16 protein-coding genes and 1 tRNA gene are annotated in these 17,204 nt (G+C 64.3%); 5 read left to right on the top strand and 12 right to left on the bottom strand.

The genetic code is table 11. The features are described from left to right. Positions 1-2: 2 nt before the first annotated feature. The 10 genes from P2869_RS07155 to cysS all read right to left on the bottom strand — a co-directional run bounded on the left by P2869_RS07155 (position 3) and on the right by cysS (position 10,687). Entirely contained in the window at positions 3-302 is a 300-nt protein-coding gene (locus tag P2869_RS07155; protein WP_017778069.1) for a phosphopantetheine-binding protein, read from the bottom strand. Beyond that, the gene (locus tag P2869_RS07150) at positions 277-1,071 is read right to left on the bottom strand and encodes a 1-acyl-sn-glycerol-3-phosphate acyltransferase (protein ID WP_277597873.1); all 795 of its coding nucleotides are present in this window, start codon (positions 1,069-1,071) and stop codon (positions 277-279) included. Before P2869_RS07150 ends, P2869_RS07155 begins: the two co-directional genes overlap by 26 nt. Beyond that, complete coding sequence (locus P2869_RS07145) at positions 1,055-1,783, bottom strand: beta-ketoacyl synthase chain length factor (RefSeq protein WP_277597872.1); 729 nt, start codon at positions 1,781-1,783, stop codon at positions 1,055-1,057. The genes P2869_RS07150 and P2869_RS07145 overlap by 17 nt, the downstream gene beginning before the upstream one ends. A 536-nt stretch (positions 1,784-2,319) precedes the next feature. Then, a complete protein-coding gene (locus tag P2869_RS07140; protein ID WP_277597871.1) occupies positions 2,320-3,186 on the bottom strand; it encodes a polysaccharide deacetylase family protein in 867 nt (288 codons plus the stop codon). Positions 3,187-3,487: 301 nt separating this feature from the next. After that, a tRNA-Ser gene (locus P2869_RS07135) sits at positions 3,488-3,581 on the bottom strand. A gap of 226 nt (positions 3,582-3,807) precedes the next feature. Further along, positions 3,808-5,058 (bottom strand): aspartate kinase, encoded by a 1,251-nt coding sequence (locus P2869_RS07130; protein ID WP_277597870.1) that lies wholly within the window; start codon positions 5,056-5,058, stop codon positions 3,808-3,810. 486 nt (positions 5,059-5,544) lie between these two features. Then, positions 5,545-6,975, bottom strand: coding sequence for a tRNA lysidine(34) synthetase TilS (gene tilS / locus P2869_RS07125; protein WP_277597869.1), 1,431 nt, complete (start codon positions 6,973-6,975; stop codon positions 5,545-5,547). 55 nt (positions 6,976-7,030) lie between these two features. Next, complete coding sequence (locus P2869_RS07120) at positions 7,031-8,002, bottom strand: acetyl-CoA carboxylase carboxyltransferase subunit alpha (RefSeq protein WP_017778063.1); 972 nt, start codon at positions 8,000-8,002, stop codon at positions 7,031-7,033. A gap of 150 nt (positions 8,003-8,152) precedes the next feature. Then, positions 8,153-9,244 (bottom strand): DNA-3-methyladenine glycosylase, encoded by a 1,092-nt coding sequence (locus P2869_RS07115; protein ID WP_126875701.1) that lies wholly within the window; start codon positions 9,242-9,244, stop codon positions 8,153-8,155. A gap of 45 nt (positions 9,245-9,289) precedes the next feature. After that, positions 9,290-10,687, bottom strand: a complete 1,398-nt coding sequence (gene cysS / locus P2869_RS07110) for a cysteine--tRNA ligase (RefSeq protein WP_017778061.1) — start codon at positions 10,685-10,687, stop codon at positions 9,290-9,292. A 225-nt stretch (positions 10,688-10,912) separates the two neighbouring features. Here cysS and P2869_RS07105 point away from each other — a divergent pair, with 225 nt between their 5' ends. The 4 genes from P2869_RS07105 (at position 10,913) to P2869_RS07090 (ending at position 13,802) form a co-directional block, all read left to right on the top strand. Further along, a complete protein-coding gene (locus P2869_RS07105; RefSeq protein ID WP_017778060.1) occupies positions 10,913-11,611 on the top strand; it encodes a tetratricopeptide repeat protein in 699 nt (232 codons plus the stop codon). Between the two features lie 75 nt (positions 11,612-11,686). Then, the gene (locus P2869_RS07100; RefSeq protein ID WP_026122101.1) at positions 11,687-12,268 is read left to right on the top strand and encodes a peptidylprolyl isomerase; all 582 of its coding nucleotides are present in this window, start codon (positions 11,687-11,689) and stop codon (positions 12,266-12,268) included. A 166-nt stretch (positions 12,269-12,434) separates the two neighbouring features. Next, positions 12,435-12,929 carry a peptidylprolyl isomerase gene (locus tag P2869_RS07095; protein WP_017778058.1) on the top strand — a complete coding sequence of 165 codons (495 nt, stop codon included), beginning with the start codon at positions 12,435-12,437 and terminating at the stop codon, positions 12,927-12,929. 75 nt (positions 12,930-13,004) lie between these two features. Beyond that, positions 13,005-13,802, top strand: coding sequence for a UDP-2,3-diacylglucosamine diphosphatase (locus P2869_RS07090; protein ID WP_277597868.1), 798 nt, complete (start codon positions 13,005-13,007; stop codon positions 13,800-13,802). 58 nt (positions 13,803-13,860) lie between these two features. On the opposite strand, the gene cysE is transcribed toward P2869_RS07090, so the two are convergent. Next, the gene (gene cysE, locus P2869_RS07085; protein WP_199541487.1) at positions 13,861-14,739 is read right to left on the bottom strand and encodes a serine O-acetyltransferase; all 879 of its coding nucleotides are present in this window, start codon (positions 14,737-14,739) and stop codon (positions 13,861-13,863) included. 246 nt (positions 14,740-14,985) lie between these two features. After that, a complete protein-coding gene (locus P2869_RS07080) occupies positions 14,986-15,765 on the bottom strand; it encodes an RNA methyltransferase (RefSeq protein WP_277598067.1) in 780 nt (259 codons plus the stop codon). Positions 15,766-16,172: 407 nt separating this feature from the next. Between P2869_RS07080 and P2869_RS07075 the strand changes: the two genes are divergently transcribed. Beyond that, positions 16,173-16,970 (top strand): inositol monophosphatase family protein, encoded by a 798-nt coding sequence (locus P2869_RS07075; RefSeq protein WP_277597867.1) that lies wholly within the window; start codon positions 16,173-16,175, stop codon positions 16,968-16,970. Positions 16,971-17,204 lie beyond the last annotated feature (234 nt).

Raw genomic sequence — 17,204 nt, 5'->3', positions numbered from 1 at the left:
ATTCAATCCCCCTTGCCTGCAGTTTCTTCCAGCACCGCCGCGTCTTTACGCTGAGACGCAACCAGCTCGGCGAGCGTGTTGACGGAACGAAAATACTCGCGCACGCGCGCGTCGTCGGCGGCGATGGTGAGCTTGTAGCGCTGGCGCAGCACGATGCCGATCTCGAGCGCGTCGATCGAGTCGAGCCCGACTCCGTTGGTGTCGAACAACGGCGCGTCGTCGTCGATATCGTCGGGCGTCAGGTGTTCCAGATCGAACGCTTCGATCAGAAGCTGCTTAATTTCCAGTTTTAAAGAATCCATGATCGAACAGGTGCTGGGTAATGTGTGCCTCAACGGCGCGGGTGACGCTGCGCGCGGCGAGCGCCGGCGGCATTTCGTGCGACGCGAGCTGCCCGACGCCCATGGGATCGAGCACGTTCACGGTGATGCGGAAAGGACGCTCCGGTACGTGATACCAGCGCATCTGCTTCGTGAAGGCGGGTGGATCGCAATGCATGAGAACGGGGACGATCGGCGCGCCGGCTTCGAGCGCGATATACGCAAAGCCGCGCGAGAAGGCGCGCAGCCGGTTGGGCGCCGGGCTGCGCGACCCCTCGGGAAAAATGATCATCGTGTAGCCCGCGGCGATCTGCTGCCGGCAATCCTTCACGAAACCGGCGGGATCGACGTTGCTCACATATTTGGCAGCCCGCACGATACCCCAGAAGCATGGGTTGCCCCAATGGGCGTTCTTCACGACGCAGCAGGCACGCGGCATGAGCGAAAGCAGCACCACGACATCGAGATAAGTCGGATGGTTCGCCACGACGATGGCCGGCGCGCCCGAACGCAAGGCGTCGGCGCCCGCCACGTCGAGTTCCATCACGCCCATGCGCTTCAAGGCGTCGACGAGCGCGCGAAAGAACCAGTGGATCACGGTCGTGACCGCGCGTTGGCGCGAGGCGCGATGTGGCCACAGGCTCGCGAACGGAAAAACGAGAACCGAGAAAAGCAGGCCGCTCAGCCCGAACACCGTGAAGCTGAGGCCGGTAGCGAAAAGACGCCAGCCACGACTAGACCGCACTGACATGCCACCCCCACTGCCAGATCGCTCCGGCGTGTTGCCACGCGGCGGCCGATTGCGTATCGAGACAGTGATGCAGCGCTGCGCTTTGCGTCGCGAAATGCGTCACGCCTGCCTTGCCTGCTTCATGTTCGATTTCGTGTTCGGTCTCGTGTTCGATTTCGCAGACGGTACACGCGAGATGTCCTTGCGCGACCTGTCCCGCGTCGAGCAGCAGCGCGAGGGCGCCCTGCTGCACTTCGTGATCGACCTGGCCGTATGCGCCGTCGGCCGGTTCGTCCGCATAGACGAGAAGCACCGGCACAGTGGGTTCTTCGGTGTACTGCGCATACGCTTCGAGCAACGCGTAACCGAGCGTTTCGGGGCCGGCTGAAATGGCGTTCGCGGGCGAGCGGTCCTCCCGCGCGATACCGAAGAGTCCCGACATGGCGTTGAGCACCGAGAGGCTGAAGGCATTCGGCAGGACCGGTTTGTCGGCCTCGATGCCGTGCAGGATGTCGGTGGTACGCCGTAGTTCGCCGTGCCTCGATGCGAATACCACCCGCGCTTGCGGCACGTTCTGCACGCAATCGTGGGCGACCTTCAACGCCATCCGGGAAAGCGAACTCAGCCGGCGGCGCATCATCGGATCGATGAAGGCGACTTCAGCTGTTTCTGCAACGGCAGGAGACCAGAAAGACCACCGGGCCACCGGCAAGGTCCACGACAAATCGGGCATATCGACATTCGGTGTGGGGTAGCCGCATCGTCCAGGCTACACACCGAAACGACGCATGGAAGCGTTTTCACCCGCGCACGTCGGCGCAACGGGGCCTTCTCTTACAGCCCATTAACGGCATCTGGCGCGGATTATTTAGATCAAAATCAAAAGCGGCGGCAGTGCACGTTAAGCATCGCCAACTTCTTTTTTGACGAAAGGTTTGAAAGAATCAGTGCAACGACTACTGCGCGGTATCGTCTCCTTCAATTCAGAGCGCATGCTTTGCTGGCCGCCACGCCGTGCTTTGCGCAAACCCGCTTGCTACGGGGCATGTTCGCGTCCAGCTCTCGCCCATCCATCTAATGACCAGCAATAAGCGGCCGATTATCTGCCGGGCCACCCTGAAAATCTGTCAAATCTTGTCAAAATAATCCACAAAAACGGTAACGAATTTGAATGACTAAACCAGGTTCGCACATTTAGTCAATTCGTGATGACGTGAACGGGTATCGCCAAACATCGGCCAGAACGCGCCCACGCGATCGACCAAATACCTACGCCGCGAGCAATGCTTCGCGCAACGTAATGAAATGCAATTGCTCGCTTTGGGCCGCGACGAATACCTGCGGAAGCGTGGAGAGGATAACGGGCAAGCCGTCCACCCCGTTCGCGGCGTTGCCGTCGTGGGCAAGCAGTATATCGCCCGCGGCAAGCCGGTGGACGAGACGTTGCGCGACTACATCAGCGCGAGTCTCGCGCGTATCGAACCCCCGCCTCGTCCATGACGCGAGGCGCAGGTCGAAGCGCTGCAAAACCGGTTCGAGAAACACATTGCGCAGGCCCGCCGGCGCCCGGAAGAATCGCGGCCACTCTCCCGTCAGGTCGGCAAGCGTCTGCTGGGCCGCTTCGATCTCACGAGCCAGCACGCCGGGCCCGCTGACCGAGAAGGTATGCCGATGCCTTTGCGAGTGGTTTTCCACGGCGTGGCCGCGTGCCACGATCTCGCGCGTGAGCGCCGGATACCGGCGTGCGTGCTCGCCGATACAGAAGAACGTGGCGCGCACGCCATGACGGTCGAGGAGATCGAGCACCTGCGGCGTGACTTGCGGGTCCGGGCCGTCGTCGATCGTCAATGCGATCGCGCGGCGTTTGCTTGCGGCCGCGGGCAACCGCGTCCAGTTCGGACCCAGTATCGACGAGCGCGGCCACAAACCCGCCGCCGTGACAATGGCGTGATTCGCGAACGTGCCGGCGAGCCACCATGGCCAGGCGGCCGGATCGAGCGCGCATCCAGTCACGGCGACCGCATGCCAGGCGGCCGAGAGCGTCAGGGCGGGCGGCTGCTCCAGGAAGGAGCGCGAGCGCGGACGCTCGTGCGCGGCGCCCAGCTTCAGTCTCGCAGGCGAATGGGGTTCAGGCATCGGACTTCTCGAGCCACAACGTAAAGAGAACCGCGAAGAGTAGCAAAGTTGCGTGAAGATACAAAATCGACGACAGGTCATGCAGCGGCGGACCACGCCACGTTCGCTCCCGAGCCAGTGCTTCAATTGCACCGAGCTCATTCGCACGGACAAAGGGCACGAGCGGCGGAACCGCGGGGCCACGCACAACGAGACCTACGCATTGTCGTTCGGCGATATTCCCGTCTCGTGCGCCAGCAATATTCCAGCAAAAGAAAAAGCCCCGTGAGTCGTCAAACTCACGGGGCTTTGTCACCGCTTTTGGCGGAGACGGAGGGATTCGAACCCTCGATCCAGGTTTTGGCCCAGATGCTCCCTTAGCAGGGGAGTGCCTTCGACCTCTCGGCCACGTCTCCCGAACCCTTCGCTCGCGCCAGGGAGGCAGCGCGACGAAGCCAAGATGATAGCGGTTCCGTGCTCACAGGTCAATTTGTTGCGCACGGTTTTTGCGTGCGCGTCACCAACCTGTCATGTCCATTCTCATTTGCGCCATTCGCACGCCGTTCCGTTTTACGCGGCAATCGTGGCGTGAAGCGGCGCTCCGTGAGAACCCGCTGTGGTTGGCACAGCGGGCACGTCACATCACGCCTGATCGAGCTCGAACACCTTGTGCAGCGCACGTACCGCAAGCTCCATGTACTTCTCGTCGATGAGCACGGAGATCTTGATTTCCGAGGTCGAAATCATCTGGATGTTGATGCCCTCTTCCGACAGCGTACGGAACATCTTGCTCGCGATACCCACGTGTGAACGCATGCCGACGCCCACCACCGAGACCTTCGAAACCTTCGGATCCCCAAGCACCTGCTCCGCGTTCACGTGACCCTTCACCTGGTTGGTGAGGATGTCCATTGCGCGCTGGTAATCGCCGCGGCCCACCGTGAACGTGAAGTCGGTCTTGCCCTGCACGCTCTGGTTCTGGATGATCATGTCGACGTCGATGTTCGCGTCCGCCACCGGGCCGAGAATCTGATACGCGATGCCCGGCTTGTCGGGCACACCCATCACGGCGATGCGGGCCTCGTCGCGCTGGAACGCGATACCCGAGATGACTGCTTGTTCCATGGTCTCGTCTTCTTCAAAAGTAATCAGGGTGCCCGAGGTCATTTCATCTTCGAGCGGCATGAGCGGATCGGTCAGGCTCGACAGCACCCGCGTCTTCACCTGATATTTGCCGGCGAATTCGACCGAGCGGATCTGCAGCACCTTGGAGCCGAGACTCGCCATTTCCAGCATTTCCTCGAAGGTGATCCGGTCGAGCCGGCGCGCCTCCTCCACTACACGCGGGTCCGTCGTGTACACGCCGTCCACGTCGGTGTAGATCAGGCATTCGTCGGCCTTCAGCGCAGCGGCCACTGCGACCGCGGACGTGTCCGAACCGCCGCGGCCCAGCGTCGTGATATGGCCGTCCGGGTCGATGCCTTGAAAGCCCGTGATCACGACCACCTTGCCGGCATCGAGATCCGCCGTTACGCGTTCGCTCTCGATGTCGCTGATGCGCGCCTTCGTGAACGCGCTGTCCGTTTTGACGGGCACTTGCCAGCCCGTATAGCTGACCGCCTCCACCCCTTCTTCCTGGAGCGCAATCGCAAGCAGCCCCACACTCACCTGCTCGCCGGTGGCGGCGATCATGTCGAGTTCGCGCGGGCTCGGACGAGCCGAAATTTCCTTGGCGAGACCCAGCAGCCGGTTGGTTTCGCCGGACATCGCCGACGGCACGACGACCATGCGGTGGCCGGCCTTGTGCCATTTCGCGACGCGCTTCGCGACGTTCTTGATGCGCTCGGTCGAGCCCATCGAAGTGCCGCCGTATTTATGTACGATGAGTGCCATTGTCGTTCTGAACTGGAGAGATAACCGCGCTGGCGCACTGTGGAAGTGCCGCGGGAGCCGGCGTGATCGGCACCCAAGCGCGGCAAGCGGCGCGTGTCACACTTTGGTGCTGACGACGCCGCACGACCGGCGGCGTAAATGCAGCGCGTGCAGCACGCGCGGATTTTGCCCCTGCACGCGGTGCAGCCGTTCCGGCGCCGCGTGCCCTGCCCGCGTGACGGCCCTGGCGCCTGCCGGATGCTGCCAGGCACAGGTCCGCGCCCGACGCTCGTGGCGACAAAAGCGGGTTGGGCAAACGCATTACCCTACCCGATCGGTAGCAAAAAGACAAGCCAAACGGACCGCGCGCACGGCCGAAAACGCTTATGTGGCAATGATTTGCGGCCTCGCCTCATAAAGCGGCAGAACGCGGCGAGTGAACGCGATGAGGCGAAAATCATGCGCGGCCCCGGCACATGCCATGCGGCGCTGCGCCGCATGCGCCGTTCACGCGATCAGAAGATCCACGCGCCACTCGATACGAAAGTGGCGAGTCGAACGCGTGCGGTCGCGGTCGCTCGCAGCCGCACGTTTGAGCGCAGTGTGATTCACCCCGAGCCACGGCACGAAGAGCAGCGTATCGCCGGAGAAGATCAACGGCACGTCGCGCTTCCATGCCGGCACGCCGCGCTCCTGGAAGAGATTTTTCAGCGTACGGCTGGGGCCGTCCGGGCTCGTGCGCATACGCTCGCCGCCCGCACGCGAACGCGCCGATAACGGCGCGTGCAGCAGCGCAGCTTCCGGTATTGCATCGGCCTCGCCCTCGGCGGCCGGTACGAACACGAATGTCCCGCGCCATTGCGGCAGACGCCAGACGGCCTCGCCGCGCCACACGAGCACCGCAGGCGCGCGCCCGGACAACGACGTTTCGTCGGCAGGTTCGGCGCTGTCGCCCGCTTCCCAGAACACGAGACCGCGATAGCTGCGCAGCGTCTGGCCCGCATGGTCCACGCGCAGTTGATGGTCGCCATCTACGGTGCGCAGTTGCCGCAATGCATCGGCAAGACGCGCAGCCGACGCCGCCGGCATGCCCAACGTGCGCATCCAGTAGCGCAGCAGGTTCGAGGCGCGGTCGTCGTCGAGTGCGAGCAGGGCTTCGCGTGCCAGCGCGCGACCCTCGTCGCGAGCCGCGTCGCGCAGGTCGATGCGGGCGAGTTCGTCGAGCAGCCGCTGGGCGGAAGCGGCGTGTGCGGCAGTGCGCGCAAGCGCGTCGCGAAAGCCCGGAAAGCGGACGGCGAGCGCCGGCAGAACTTCGTGGCGCAGCGCATTGCGCGCATAGCGCGTGTCCGCGTTCGATTCGTCGTCGATCCACTGCAAGGCGCGCGCCTCGGCGTACTGCTCCAGTTGGGCTCGCAGCAGGTGCAGCAACGGGCGCACACGCACGGGCCCCTGTGCACCCTCGCGGGACGGCGCCATGGCCGAAAGCCCCGCGAGACCCGCGCCGCGCAGCAACTGCAGCAGCACCGTCTCGGCCTGATCGTCGGCGTGCTGCGCGAGCCAGAGTGCGTTCACGCGATGCTGGGCGCACATCTCGTCGAGTGCTTCGTAGCGCAGTTCGCGCGCGCGCGCCTCGATGCTGACGCCCGCCTCGCGCGGCACGTCGACGTGACGGACATCGAAGCGCACGCCGTGCGATTTCGCGAACGCCTCGCAATGAGCGAGCCACTGATCGGCGTTGGCGCTGAGTCCGTGATGCACATGAAGCGAGACGCAACGCGAGGCGCCTGCCACGCGCACGGCGGCATCGAGCAAAACGGTGGAATCGAGGCCGCCGCTGAAAGCGATGCCCACGCACGCGTGGGATGGCAGCGCCGCAAGCGCGGCGCGGACCGCGTCGAGAACGACGCGGTCGGCACTCGATTCAGCGGGTTTCACCACGATTGGGCGGCGCTGGCGCGCCTCTCAGGAAGAACGATCCGGGCCGGCGTCAAACTCACGCGCCCGGCGTGGTCTGCTTGTACTTGCCATAGGACATCAGCCGGTCGAAGCGGCGCTCGCGCAGGTCCGCGATGCTCATGCCCTGGAACTGCCGCAGCGTATCGGCCAGCGCGCGGCGCAGCAGCGCGGCCATGCCCTTCGGGTCGCGGTGGGCGCCGCCGAGCGGCTCGTTGATGATCTTGTCGATGAGGCCGAGCGCCTTCAGGCGGTGAGCCGTCAGCCCCAGCGCTTCGGCGGCCTCGGGGGCTTTCGCCGCGCTCTTCCAGAGAATCGACGCGCACCCTTCCGGCGAGATCACCGAATAGGTCGAGAACTGGAGCATCAGCACGCTATCGGCCACGGCGACGGCGAGCGCACCGCCCGAGCCGCCTTCGCCGATCACGGTGGCGATGATCGGGGTCTTCAGCTCGGCCATCACATAGAGGTTGTGCCCGATTGCCTCGGACTGGCCCCGCTCTTCCGCGCCGATGCCGGGATAGGCGCCGGGCGTGTCGATGAACGTGAAGATGGGCAGGCCGAATTTCTCGGCAAGGCGCATGAGGCGCTCAGCCTTGCGATAACCCTCAGGACGCGGCATGCCGAAGTTGCGCGCGGCGCGTTCCTTCGTATCGCGGCCCTTCTGGTGACCGATGATCATGCAGGGTTGACCGTTGAAGCGGGCAAGGCCGCCTACGATCGACAGGTCGTCGGCGAATGAGCGGTCGCCGTGCAATTCGTGGAAATCGGTGAAGAGTTCGTTAACGTAATCGAGCGTGTAGGGACGCTGCGGATGACGCGCGATCTGCGAAACCTGCCACGGCGTCAGATTGGCGTATAGATCCTTGGTGAGCTGCTGGCTCTTCTTCGACAGCCGCTCGATCTCTTCCGAAATATCGACGGCCGAATCGTCCTGGACGAAGCGCAGTTCTTCGATCTTTGCTTCGAGCTCCGCGATCGGCTGTTCGAAATCCAGAAACGTGGTCTTCATTGGTTGTAATCCTTGGACTTACCGGCAGCGCGTATTCTAACCGCGCCCAACGCCATCAAAATCGGCTCGCAACTATTAAATCTCATCAACCAATAGCGTCGATGGAAAACGGCGCCATATCAAAGGCGAGCGCGCCTTGCCCGGCGCGACTCACGCCCCGGCGGGCAACGCCTCGAGACTGCGCCACATGTACCAGGTCGCGACCGTACGCCACGGTTCCCAGTTCGCCGCGACCTCGCGCGCCTCGCTGCGCGTGACCGGCTCGCCGCTGAAGTAGTTGACGCTGATGGCGCGAATGAGCCCGAGATCGTCGAGCGGCAGCACGTTGGGACGCGAGAGGTTGAAGATGAGGAACATCTCGGCCGTCCAGCGGCCGATACCGCGAATCTGCGTCAGCTCGGCAATCACGTGCTCGTCGTCCATCGACGCCCACTTGCCCACGTGCAGCGCACCCGACACGAAGTGCTGCGCGAGATCCAGGATGTATTCGGTCTTGCGTTTGGAGAGCCCGCACGCCGTAAGGCGTTCGTGTCCCAGCTTGATGAACTGCTGCGGCACGAGCTTCGCGCAGGCGTCTTCGATACGCTGCCAGACGGCCTGGGCCGCGGCGACGGAAATCTGCTGCCCCACCACCGAACGCGCGAGCGTAACGAACGGATCGCCGCGTGAAAGCAGATGGACGGGGCCGAATTTCGGAATCAGTTTTTTGAGAATGCGATCGCGCTTCACGAGATCGGCGCAGGCCTTGTCCCAATACGCGGGCCGCGTGACCTCGGGCGCGAGGCTGCCGATCTGCACGGGCACCGCAGCTTCCGTTGCGGTGGATGCGCGGCTCTTGCGGACAATCTCGCCCTCGTGAGCGGTATCGACGACGAGCTGACTGGTCAGGCGATCGTTGTCGACGTGCTGAACGCCGAGTGCGCCATTCGCCTTCGGGCGGGCGGTCTTTCCCGCGGTGCTCGATACGCGCGTTTCCTTTTGCGTCGGCTTCGCGACGTGCGGCGCACCTGCGGAGCCGTTGAGCCTGCGCTTCGACGGAGCGCCTGGCGCCTCGCCGTTCGCCGCGCCCGCAGCCGTTTTTGCGGTCTTTTTCAATGCGACCTTCGCCGCGGCCTTCATCGAGGTCTTCGCGGCGGTACTGCCTGCCGTGCGCGCTGCACGCGTTGCTCGCGCCGCCTTCCCTGCGGCCTGAGCGCTCTGCGACGCGGCTCGTTTAGCCGCCGCCTTCGTGGCCGTTGCCATCCTGCCTCCTGCCTGGCGAGTCGATCAATGGGTAGTCGACGGCGCTTAAACGCGGCGCCACTCGGTCAACCCGCCCGGTTTGTCTTCGAGTGCGACACCGGCTTCGAGCAGTTCCGCCCGGATCCGGTCCGCTTCGGCGTAATGCTTCGCCTTCTTGGCTGCCGCACGCTCGGCGATCTTTGCTTCGATCGCGGCTGCATCGAGACCGCCAGCCTCCGACGCGCCCGCTGCCTGCTGCAGATACGCACGCGGATCGCGACCCAGCAGACCGACGATGGCCGCAAGCTGCTTGAGCTGCCGCGCAAGCGCTGCGTCGCGCGTGCGGTTCACCTCGGTGGCCAGTTCGAACAGCACCGCGACCGCCACCGGCGTATTGAAGTCGTCGTTCATCGCCGCACGAAAACGCGCGGCATACGTTTCGTTCCAGTCGAGTTCGCCCGCGTCCGGCGCCACGTCTTTCAACGCCGTGTAAAGACGCGTGAGCGCATTGCGCGCGTCGTCGATATGAACGTCACTGTAGTTGAGCGGCGAGCGATAGTGCGCGCGCGCGATGAAAAAACGCACGACTTCGGCGTCGTACTTCGCGAGCACCTCGCGGATCGTGAAGAAGTTGCCGAGCGACTTCGACATCTTCTCGTTGTCGATCTGCACGTAGCCGTTGTGCATCCAGTAATTGACGAACGTTTGGCCCGTTGCGCCCTCGCTCTGCGCGATTTCGTTCTCGTGGTGCGGAAACTGCAGGTCCTGTCCGCCGCCGTGAATGTCGAAGTGTTCGCCGAGCAGCGTGCAACCCATCGCCGAGCATTCGATATGCCAGCCGGGACGCCCGCGCCCGTACTTCGAATCCCATCCGGTGTCGGCGGGCTCGTCGGGCTTCGACTGTTTCCAGAGCACGAAGTCGAGCGGATCCTGCTTCGCGTCGTTCGCAGCTACGCGCTCGCCCGCGCGCAAGTCTTCGAGCGATTTGCCCGAGAGCTCGCCGTAGCCCGCAAAACGCCGCACCGCGTAATTCACGTCGCCGTCCGCGGCGCGATACGCGTAGCCGTTCGCTTCGAGCGTCTCGATCATGCCGAGCATCTGCGGGATAAAGTCGGTTGCGCGCGGTTCGATGTCGGGCCGCGCGACGCCGAGCGCGTCGGCGTCTTCGTGCATCGCATCGATGAAGCGGCTCGTGAGCGACTTGATCGTCTCGCCGTTTTCGACGGCGCGACGAATGATCTTGTCGTCGATGTCGGTGATGTTGCGCACATACGTGACCTTGTAGCCGAGCGTACGCAGCCACCGCTGGACGATATCGAACACCACCATTACGCGCGCGTGACCCACGTGACAATAGTCGTACACCGTCATGCCGCAGACGTACATCCGCACGGAGCCTTCCTGAAGCGGCACGAAAGGTTGCTTGTCACGGGCAAGCGTGTTGTAGATGCGCAGTGATTCCATAGAGACGATGCGTGGGCCGAAAGACGTCCGCGTGGCAAATCATGCAAGCCGCGGGCCGTGCGACGGCGCCGGGGACAAACACCGCAAACTGGTACAGCCGGTGTTGTGCGGGATTGCGATCAGGCGGAGACGACCGAGGGTGACGAACAATGAGTCTGCGGTTAGGCGAAAACGCGCAGACCTTTTGTTAGAATGGCTCGGAGTATAACACCCCGACCTCTCCCTATGAAATCTTCCAGCGGCCGCGCGCGATACGCTGCAACCCTCGCCGCGACGGCCTTCGCGGGCTTCGCGTTCGCGCTTGGCAGCACGACCATCCATGCACAGACGAGGGCCGTGACCGACGGTACGCCGCAGATCGACGCGGCCATCGCGCAGAAGGACTGGGCGGGCGCGCTCAAGGACCTCGACGCGCGCATTGCATCGAATCCTCGCGATGCGCAGGCACGATTCAAGCGAGCCACCGTGCTCGCGCGCCTGAATCGCGACGACGAAGCCATCACCGCCTTCACCGAACTCACGCAGATGTACCCCGAGCTGCCCGAGCCGTACAACAATCTCGCGGCGCTTTACGCGAAGCACGGTCGTTACGACGAGGCGCGTGTCGCGCTCGAAACGGCGGTGAAGACCAATCCGTCCTATGGCCTCGCCTACGAAAATCTCGGCGACCTGTACCTGCGTCTTGCCGACGCATCGTATCGCCGCGCGCAATCGCTGGGACGTGCGAGCGCGGTGACGCAGCAGCGTCTTGCCGACCTGCAGAAGATCGTCTCGCCGCCTGCCGCGCCGCGGCGTGCGAAGAAGACTCCCGTCGAAGACTATACGAACCGCGCGTCGTCCGATCTGACGAACAATCCCGCCTTCACCTTCGGCGGTCCCACCGGTTCGCTCGCCGTGCCGCCGTACATGGCGCCGTCGCAATGAGCGGCGCACCACGCCAACGTCCGTGACGCGCTTTTCCAAGCTGTTTTTTCAACGCATCCCCCTCCGAGGATCTTCATGAAATGGTTGATGCTGGCGCTCGGCAGCGCCGCCCTGATTGCGAACGCTCCCGCCTTCGCGCAATCCGCGCAGACGGCGGCCCATCCGCAGGTCCTGCTGCACACGTCTGACGGCGACATCCGCGTCGAACTCTATCCCGAGAAGGCGCCGAAAACGGTCGCGAACTTTCTCGACTACGTGAAGTCCGGCCAGTACAGCGGCACGATCTTCCATCGCGTGATTCGCGGCTTCATGATCCAGGGCGGCGGCTACACGACGAGCTTTGCTGAGAAGCCGACTCGCGCCCCCATCCCGCTCGAAAGCCAGAACGGCCTGAAGAACGTGACGGGCACGATCGCGATGGCACGCACGAGCGACCCGAACTCGGCCACCGCGCAGTTCTTCATCAACACCGTGGACAACGCCGGTCTCGACTATCCGAATCCGGATGGCAACGGCTATGCTGTATTCGGCAAGGTGACGTCGGGCATGGACGTCGTGAAGAAGATCGAAGCCTCGCCCACCACCACGCGCGGTCCGATGGGCGACGTGCCGCAAAAACCCATCGTGATCGAATCGGCCACGGTCGTCGGCAAGTAAGAAGCGAACAAGCAGCACGCAGGAAGCGGCAGGCCGCCCGCTCTTCACCAGAGCAAACGGCCTGCGCCATCCAGACCACCCCCGCACCCGGTGCGGCACTGCCCGGCAGCTTTCACGCCGCGGTGCCGCACCGCTCTTTCACCCCTCCCCTCGCAAGGATCCCATCATGGTCGAACTGCATACGAACCACGGCGTCATCAAGCTCGAACTGGACGCCGAAAAGGCGCCGAAGACGGTCGAGAATTTCCTGAACTATGTCCGCAAGGGTCAATACGACAACACGATCTTTCATCGCGTGATCGACGGCTTCATGATCCAGGGCGGCGGCTTCGAGCCCGGCATGAAGCAAAAGCCCACCGACGCGCCGATCGACAACGAAGCCAACAACGGCCTGAAGAACGTGAACGGCTCCATCGCGATGGCACGCACGAACGATCCGCACTCGGCCACGGCCCAGTTCTTCATCAACGTGAACGACAACGACTTCCTGAACCACTCGTCGCCGACGCCGCAAGGCTGGGGCTACGCCGTGTTCGGCAAGGTGGTGGACGGACTCGACGTGGTCGAGAAAATCAGGAAGGTAAAGACCGGCTCGAAGGGATTTCATCAGGACGTGCCGGTCGACGACGTCGTGATCGAAAAGGCCGTCATTGTCGAATAAGCGTTCAACGCGTGTCGATAGCGCCTCGTCGACCCGCATTCGATGAGGCGCCAACCGGGTACCGACTGACGCCCCATGCTGCAGGAAAAATCATTACGAAACGCCGCTGCGGGCGTGCCCGGCGAGGGCAAACGCCCACACGCGGCACGCCCGTTTCTGTTCGTCTCGGATCTGCATCTGAGCGACGCGATTCCGCGCACGGTCGCCGCCTTCGAGCATTTCATCCGCGTCACCGCGGATCAGGCCGACTCCGTGTTCATCCTCGGGGATCTGTTCGAGTACTGGGTGGGCGACGACATGCTCGCCGACCCGTTCGTGAAGCGCATGGTCGAACTGATGCACACCCTCTCCGAGCGCGGCATCGCGCTTTACGTGATGCACGGCAATCGCGATTTCCTGCTGGGCAAGCGTTTCATGAAGGCGGCCGGCGCGATCTGGCTGCCGGACCCCATCGCCATTACCGCCTTCGGCACACGCATCGCGCTCGCGCACGGCGACGCCTTATGCACGGCCGACCGCGGCTATCAGATTTTCAGGCGCTTCGCACGCAACCGTCTGCTGCAACTACTGTTCCTCGCGTGGCCGTTCAGCTGGCGTCAGGCACTGGCCGAACGCATGCGCAGGTCGAGCGAGGCGGGACGCGAGCGTCCGCCGTTGCCGCGCTATGACGTCACGAAAAAAGGTGTGGATGCGCTCTTCAAGCTGAGCAGTGCGGCCGTGCTCGTTCACGGACACACACACCGGCCCGCGAAACATCGCGAGTCGGCGGGCACGCGCTGGGTGCTGCCCGACTGGGAACTCGACCACGGCGCACCGCGTGGCGGCTACCTGCGCGTCGACGCCGAAGGCTTCAAGATGATGCCGCTCGATTGACGAAGGGTTCGCCGGCGGTCAGCTTGCTCCGCTCGTCCGGAGCCGGGCGAGCCCACCGTCAGTCACGGGGCGCCGTTGCCGCAACTTCGGCATATTCGGCTGCAGTGCTATCGGCCTGATCGGCCTGCTGACTGCTGCGCTTCGCACGCTCGCCACTTTCGCTTCCTTCGATCACGGCGGACAGCCGCCGCAGGTCCACGAGCGCCGCATCGGCACCATGCAGGGCCTCCAGCTTTGCGCCAAGCCGTTCCAGCGCCGCGACGATTTCGTCGACGCGCTGCGTCTGCGTCGCCGCGTGGTCGATGAGTCCGTGAATGGCGAGCGAGACCGGATCGTCGGCGTTGGGTGTAATGCCGTAGGCGCAAAAGCCCGGGCGTGTGCCGGCCTGGCCGTGGGGTTTACCGCGCGCGGGCTCGGTTTTCGCCGGCAGGATCACGCGCGCGGGATTGCCCACGGCCGTACCGCCCGCCGGTACGGGCTTGATCACGACCGCGTTCGAGCCGATCTTGGCTTCCGCGCCGATGGTGAAGCCGCCAAGCACCTTTGCCCCCGCGCCCACGATCACGCCGCGCTCGAGCGTGGGATGGCGCTTCGCACCACGCGTGAGCGACGTGCCGCCGAGCGTCACGCCCTGGTAGATCGTGCAGTCGTCACCGACCTCGGCCGTTTCGCCGATCACAACGCCCATGCCGTGGTCGATGAACACGCGCCGGCCGATAGTCGCGCCCGGATGAATCTCGATGCCGGTCAGAAAGCGCGCCATCTGTGAAACGAAACGGGCCATCCAACGGCGCTTTGCGCGCCAGCATGCGTGCGCGACACGATGCAATACGAGCGCGTGGAGTCCCGGATAGCACGTGAGCACTTCCCAGGCGCTGCGTGCAGCAGGATCGCGCTCGCGGATCGTGGCGATATCTTCGCGAAGTCTCGTGAACATGGCAGTGACGCTCGGACAGGTGGGCAACGGCTGCGCACGGCGGGCAACGCGCAGCGGCGAACGGCGACAACAACGGATTCGATGACAGCAAGGACAGCTGCAACGACAACCGCGGGCGGCAACCGCAGCAACGACTGCCGCCAACGCATTTTTCCTGCTTTACTTCGAACGGTTCATGGATTGTAGGCGATCGGCCGCCGCCCGCCGGGTAACCCCTTTCGCGGCGGGGTTGCCCGTCACAACAGGTCACGACGGCCCTTCGCCCGGTTCCCGCGACTTGAGCAACAGGATGCGCTTCGCGATACCTCGAATGATATTGACCTCTTCGCGCTCCAGCCCCGAGCGGCTGAAGAGGCGCCGCAGGCGTGACATCAGTTTCTTGGGGTTCGCGGGATCGAGGAACTCCAGCGCGATGAGCGCGTTCTCCAGGTGCACGTACATCCGCTCGATTTCATCGTTCGCGGCGAGCGTCCCCACGGTCTGCGCCGGTCGCCCCGGCGCTGACGCAGTCTCGCCGCCCGCATCGAGGTAGGCCATCCTCAATTCGTACGACAGCACCTGGACCGCCTGCGCCAGGTTGAGCGAACTGTAGGCCGGATTGGCGGGGATGTGCGCCAACGCGGTGCAGCGTTCGACGTCTTCGTTCGACAGCCCCGTTCGCTCGTTGCCGAAAACCAGCGCGATGTCGCCTGTGGCGGCGAGCCGGCAGGCCTCGCCGGCCATGGCGCGCGGCGCCCCGGGCGGCGGACCGTATTCGCGCGACCGAGCGGTAAGCGCAAGCGACCAATGCACGCCGGCCAGCGCCTCGGCAAGTGTCGACACGACATGCGCGTTGGCGAGCACGTCGTCGGCCCCGCTCGCCATGGCAATGGCTTCCGGATCGGTCTGCACCTGCGCGACGCGCGGCGCGACCAGCACGAGGCGCGAAAAACCCATGGTCTTGAGCGCGCGCGCCGCCGCACCGACATTGCCCGGATGGCTGGGCTCCACCAGCACGAAGCGTGTCGAGGTAAAACCGCCGCGCACGGGACTGATGCCTTCGGCTGCGGCCTCCGGCGTTGCTACAGAAGAAGATGTTCGAGACGAGACCACGATCGGCTGGCTACCTACCATGCGAAAAAGGGTATGGTAGCGCGAGGCCAGGCGGGACGTGCCCTGGCCAGGCGGCCAACAGCAACGACCTCCCCGCAAACTCCTCGCACAGCCATCCGCGGCAGACCTCAAACGCTCCATCCTCCAACACGCACGCCGACTCGGGTAAAATCACGCTGTTTCGCGCGCGCCATAGCCGGTGCGCATCGCTCTTCTTCAATTCGTGTGTCGTTGGCAGGACGGCTGCGAGGCGCGCCGGGCCGGCCGCTTCAAGCTGTATCGCCCACTTTCGTTACATCCGGCGGACCGCTCCCGTGGCGCCGGCATAAGGATCCTGTCTCATGCATCCCATGCTCAACATCGCTGTCAAGGCCGCTCGCCGCGCCGGACAGATCATCAACCGCGCATCGCTCGATCTGGACCTCATCCAGGTGAGCAAGAAGCAGCACAACGACTTCGTCACCGAAGTCGACAAGGCCTCCGAAGCCGCCATCATCGACACGCTGAAAACCGCCTATCCCGATCACGCGATCCTCGCCGAAGAGTCCGGCCGTTCGGAGAACGAGTCGGAGTACCAGTGGATCATCGATCCGCTCGACGGCACCACCAACTTCATTCACGGCTTCCAGTACTACTGCGTGTCGATCGCGCTCGCGCATCGCGGCACCGTCACCCAGGCCGTGGTCTACGATCCGACGCGCAACGACCTCTTCACGGCGTCGCGCGGACGCGGCGCGTTCCTCAACGACCGCCGCATTCGCGTCGGCCGGCGCGACCGCCTGGCAGACGGCCTGATCGGCACGGGCTTCCCGTTCCGCGAAAAGGACACGCTCGACGCTTACTGCCGCCTGTTCGCCGAAATGACGAACGCCTGCGCCGGCCTGCGCCGGCCCGGCGCCGCCGCGCTCGACCTCGCCAACGTTGCTGCGGGCCGCGTCGACGGTTTCTTCGAGCAAGGCATCAGCGCGTGGGACATGGCCGCGGGCAGCCTGCTCGTGACCGAAGCGGGCGGACTGGTGGGCAACTACACGGGCGACTCGAACTTCCTGAATCTCGGCGAGATCGTGGCGGCCAACCCGAAGATCTACGCGCAGATGGTGCCGATCCTCTCGAAGTACAGTCGCACCAAAACGGCCTGACCGGACGCACACGCCAGCGCGGCACACCGCGTCGCGCTGCGTGCGGGGCGCTTCGTGACGCGCCTTTCGCGCACGCGCTATGATCGCAAAGCGGCTTCGGCCGCTTTTTTTGTTTGGCGCGGCGATTGCATGGCCCGCCTGCAAGCTCGCGAGCCGCGCCCTGTCTCGCGAGCCCAATGTTCTCGCGTTCTCGCGCTAGCTACGTGATGGCTTGCCAGCAGTGCACGTATCCGA

The sequence above is a fragment of the Paraburkholderia sp. SUR17 genome (genome assembly GCF_029536165.1).
Taxonomy (GTDB): Bacteria; Pseudomonadota; Gammaproteobacteria; order Burkholderiales; family Burkholderiaceae; genus Paraburkholderia; species Paraburkholderia kururiensis.
This window is presented reverse-complemented; position numbering and strand designations above follow the sequence as displayed.

What these genes read in the sequence shown, in the direction of transcription:
- P2869_RS07075 (WP_277597867.1), top strand. Translation starts at nt 16,173, where the DNA reads ATGCATCCCATGCTCAACATCGCTGTCAAGGCCGCTCGCCGCGCCGGA.
- P2869_RS07150 (WP_277597873.1), bottom strand. Translation starts at nt 1,071, where the DNA reads ATGTCAGTGCGGTCTAGTCGTGGCTGGCGTCTTTTCGCTACCGGCCTC.
- P2869_RS07140 (WP_277597871.1), bottom strand. Translation starts at nt 3,186, where the DNA reads ATGCCTGAACCCCATTCGCCTGCGAGACTGAAGCTGGGCGCCGCGCAC.
- P2869_RS07090 (WP_277597868.1), top strand. Translation starts at nt 13,005, where the DNA reads ATGCTGCAGGAAAAATCATTACGAAACGCCGCTGCGGGCGTGCCCGGC.
- cysS (WP_017778061.1), bottom strand. Translation starts at nt 10,687, where the DNA reads ATGGAATCACTGCGCATCTACAACACGCTTGCCCGTGACAAGCAACCT.
- cysE (WP_199541487.1), bottom strand. Translation starts at nt 14,739, where the DNA reads ATGTTCACGAGACTTCGCGAAGATATCGCCACGATCCGCGAGCGCGAT.
- P2869_RS07145 (WP_277597872.1), bottom strand. Translation starts at nt 1,783, where the DNA reads ATGCCCGATTTGTCGTGGACCTTGCCGGTGGCCCGGTGGTCTTTCTGG.
- P2869_RS07155 (WP_017778069.1), bottom strand. Translation starts at nt 302, where the DNA reads ATGGATTCTTTAAAACTGGAAATTAAGCAGCTTCTGATCGAAGCGTTC.
- P2869_RS07130 (WP_277597870.1), bottom strand. Translation starts at nt 5,058, where the DNA reads ATGGCACTCATCGTACATAAATACGGCGGCACTTCGATGGGCTCGACC.
- P2869_RS07105 (WP_017778060.1), top strand. Translation starts at nt 10,913, where the DNA reads ATGAAATCTTCCAGCGGCCGCGCGCGATACGCTGCAACCCTCGCCGCG.
- P2869_RS07095 (WP_017778058.1), top strand. Translation starts at nt 12,435, where the DNA reads ATGGTCGAACTGCATACGAACCACGGCGTCATCAAGCTCGAACTGGAC.
- P2869_RS07115 (WP_126875701.1), bottom strand. Translation starts at nt 9,244, where the DNA reads ATGGCAACGGCCACGAAGGCGGCGGCTAAACGAGCCGCGTCGCAGAGC.
- P2869_RS07120 (WP_017778063.1), bottom strand. Translation starts at nt 8,002, where the DNA reads ATGAAGACCACGTTTCTGGATTTCGAACAGCCGATCGCGGAGCTCGAA.
- P2869_RS07100 (WP_026122101.1), top strand. Translation starts at nt 11,687, where the DNA reads ATGAAATGGTTGATGCTGGCGCTCGGCAGCGCCGCCCTGATTGCGAAC.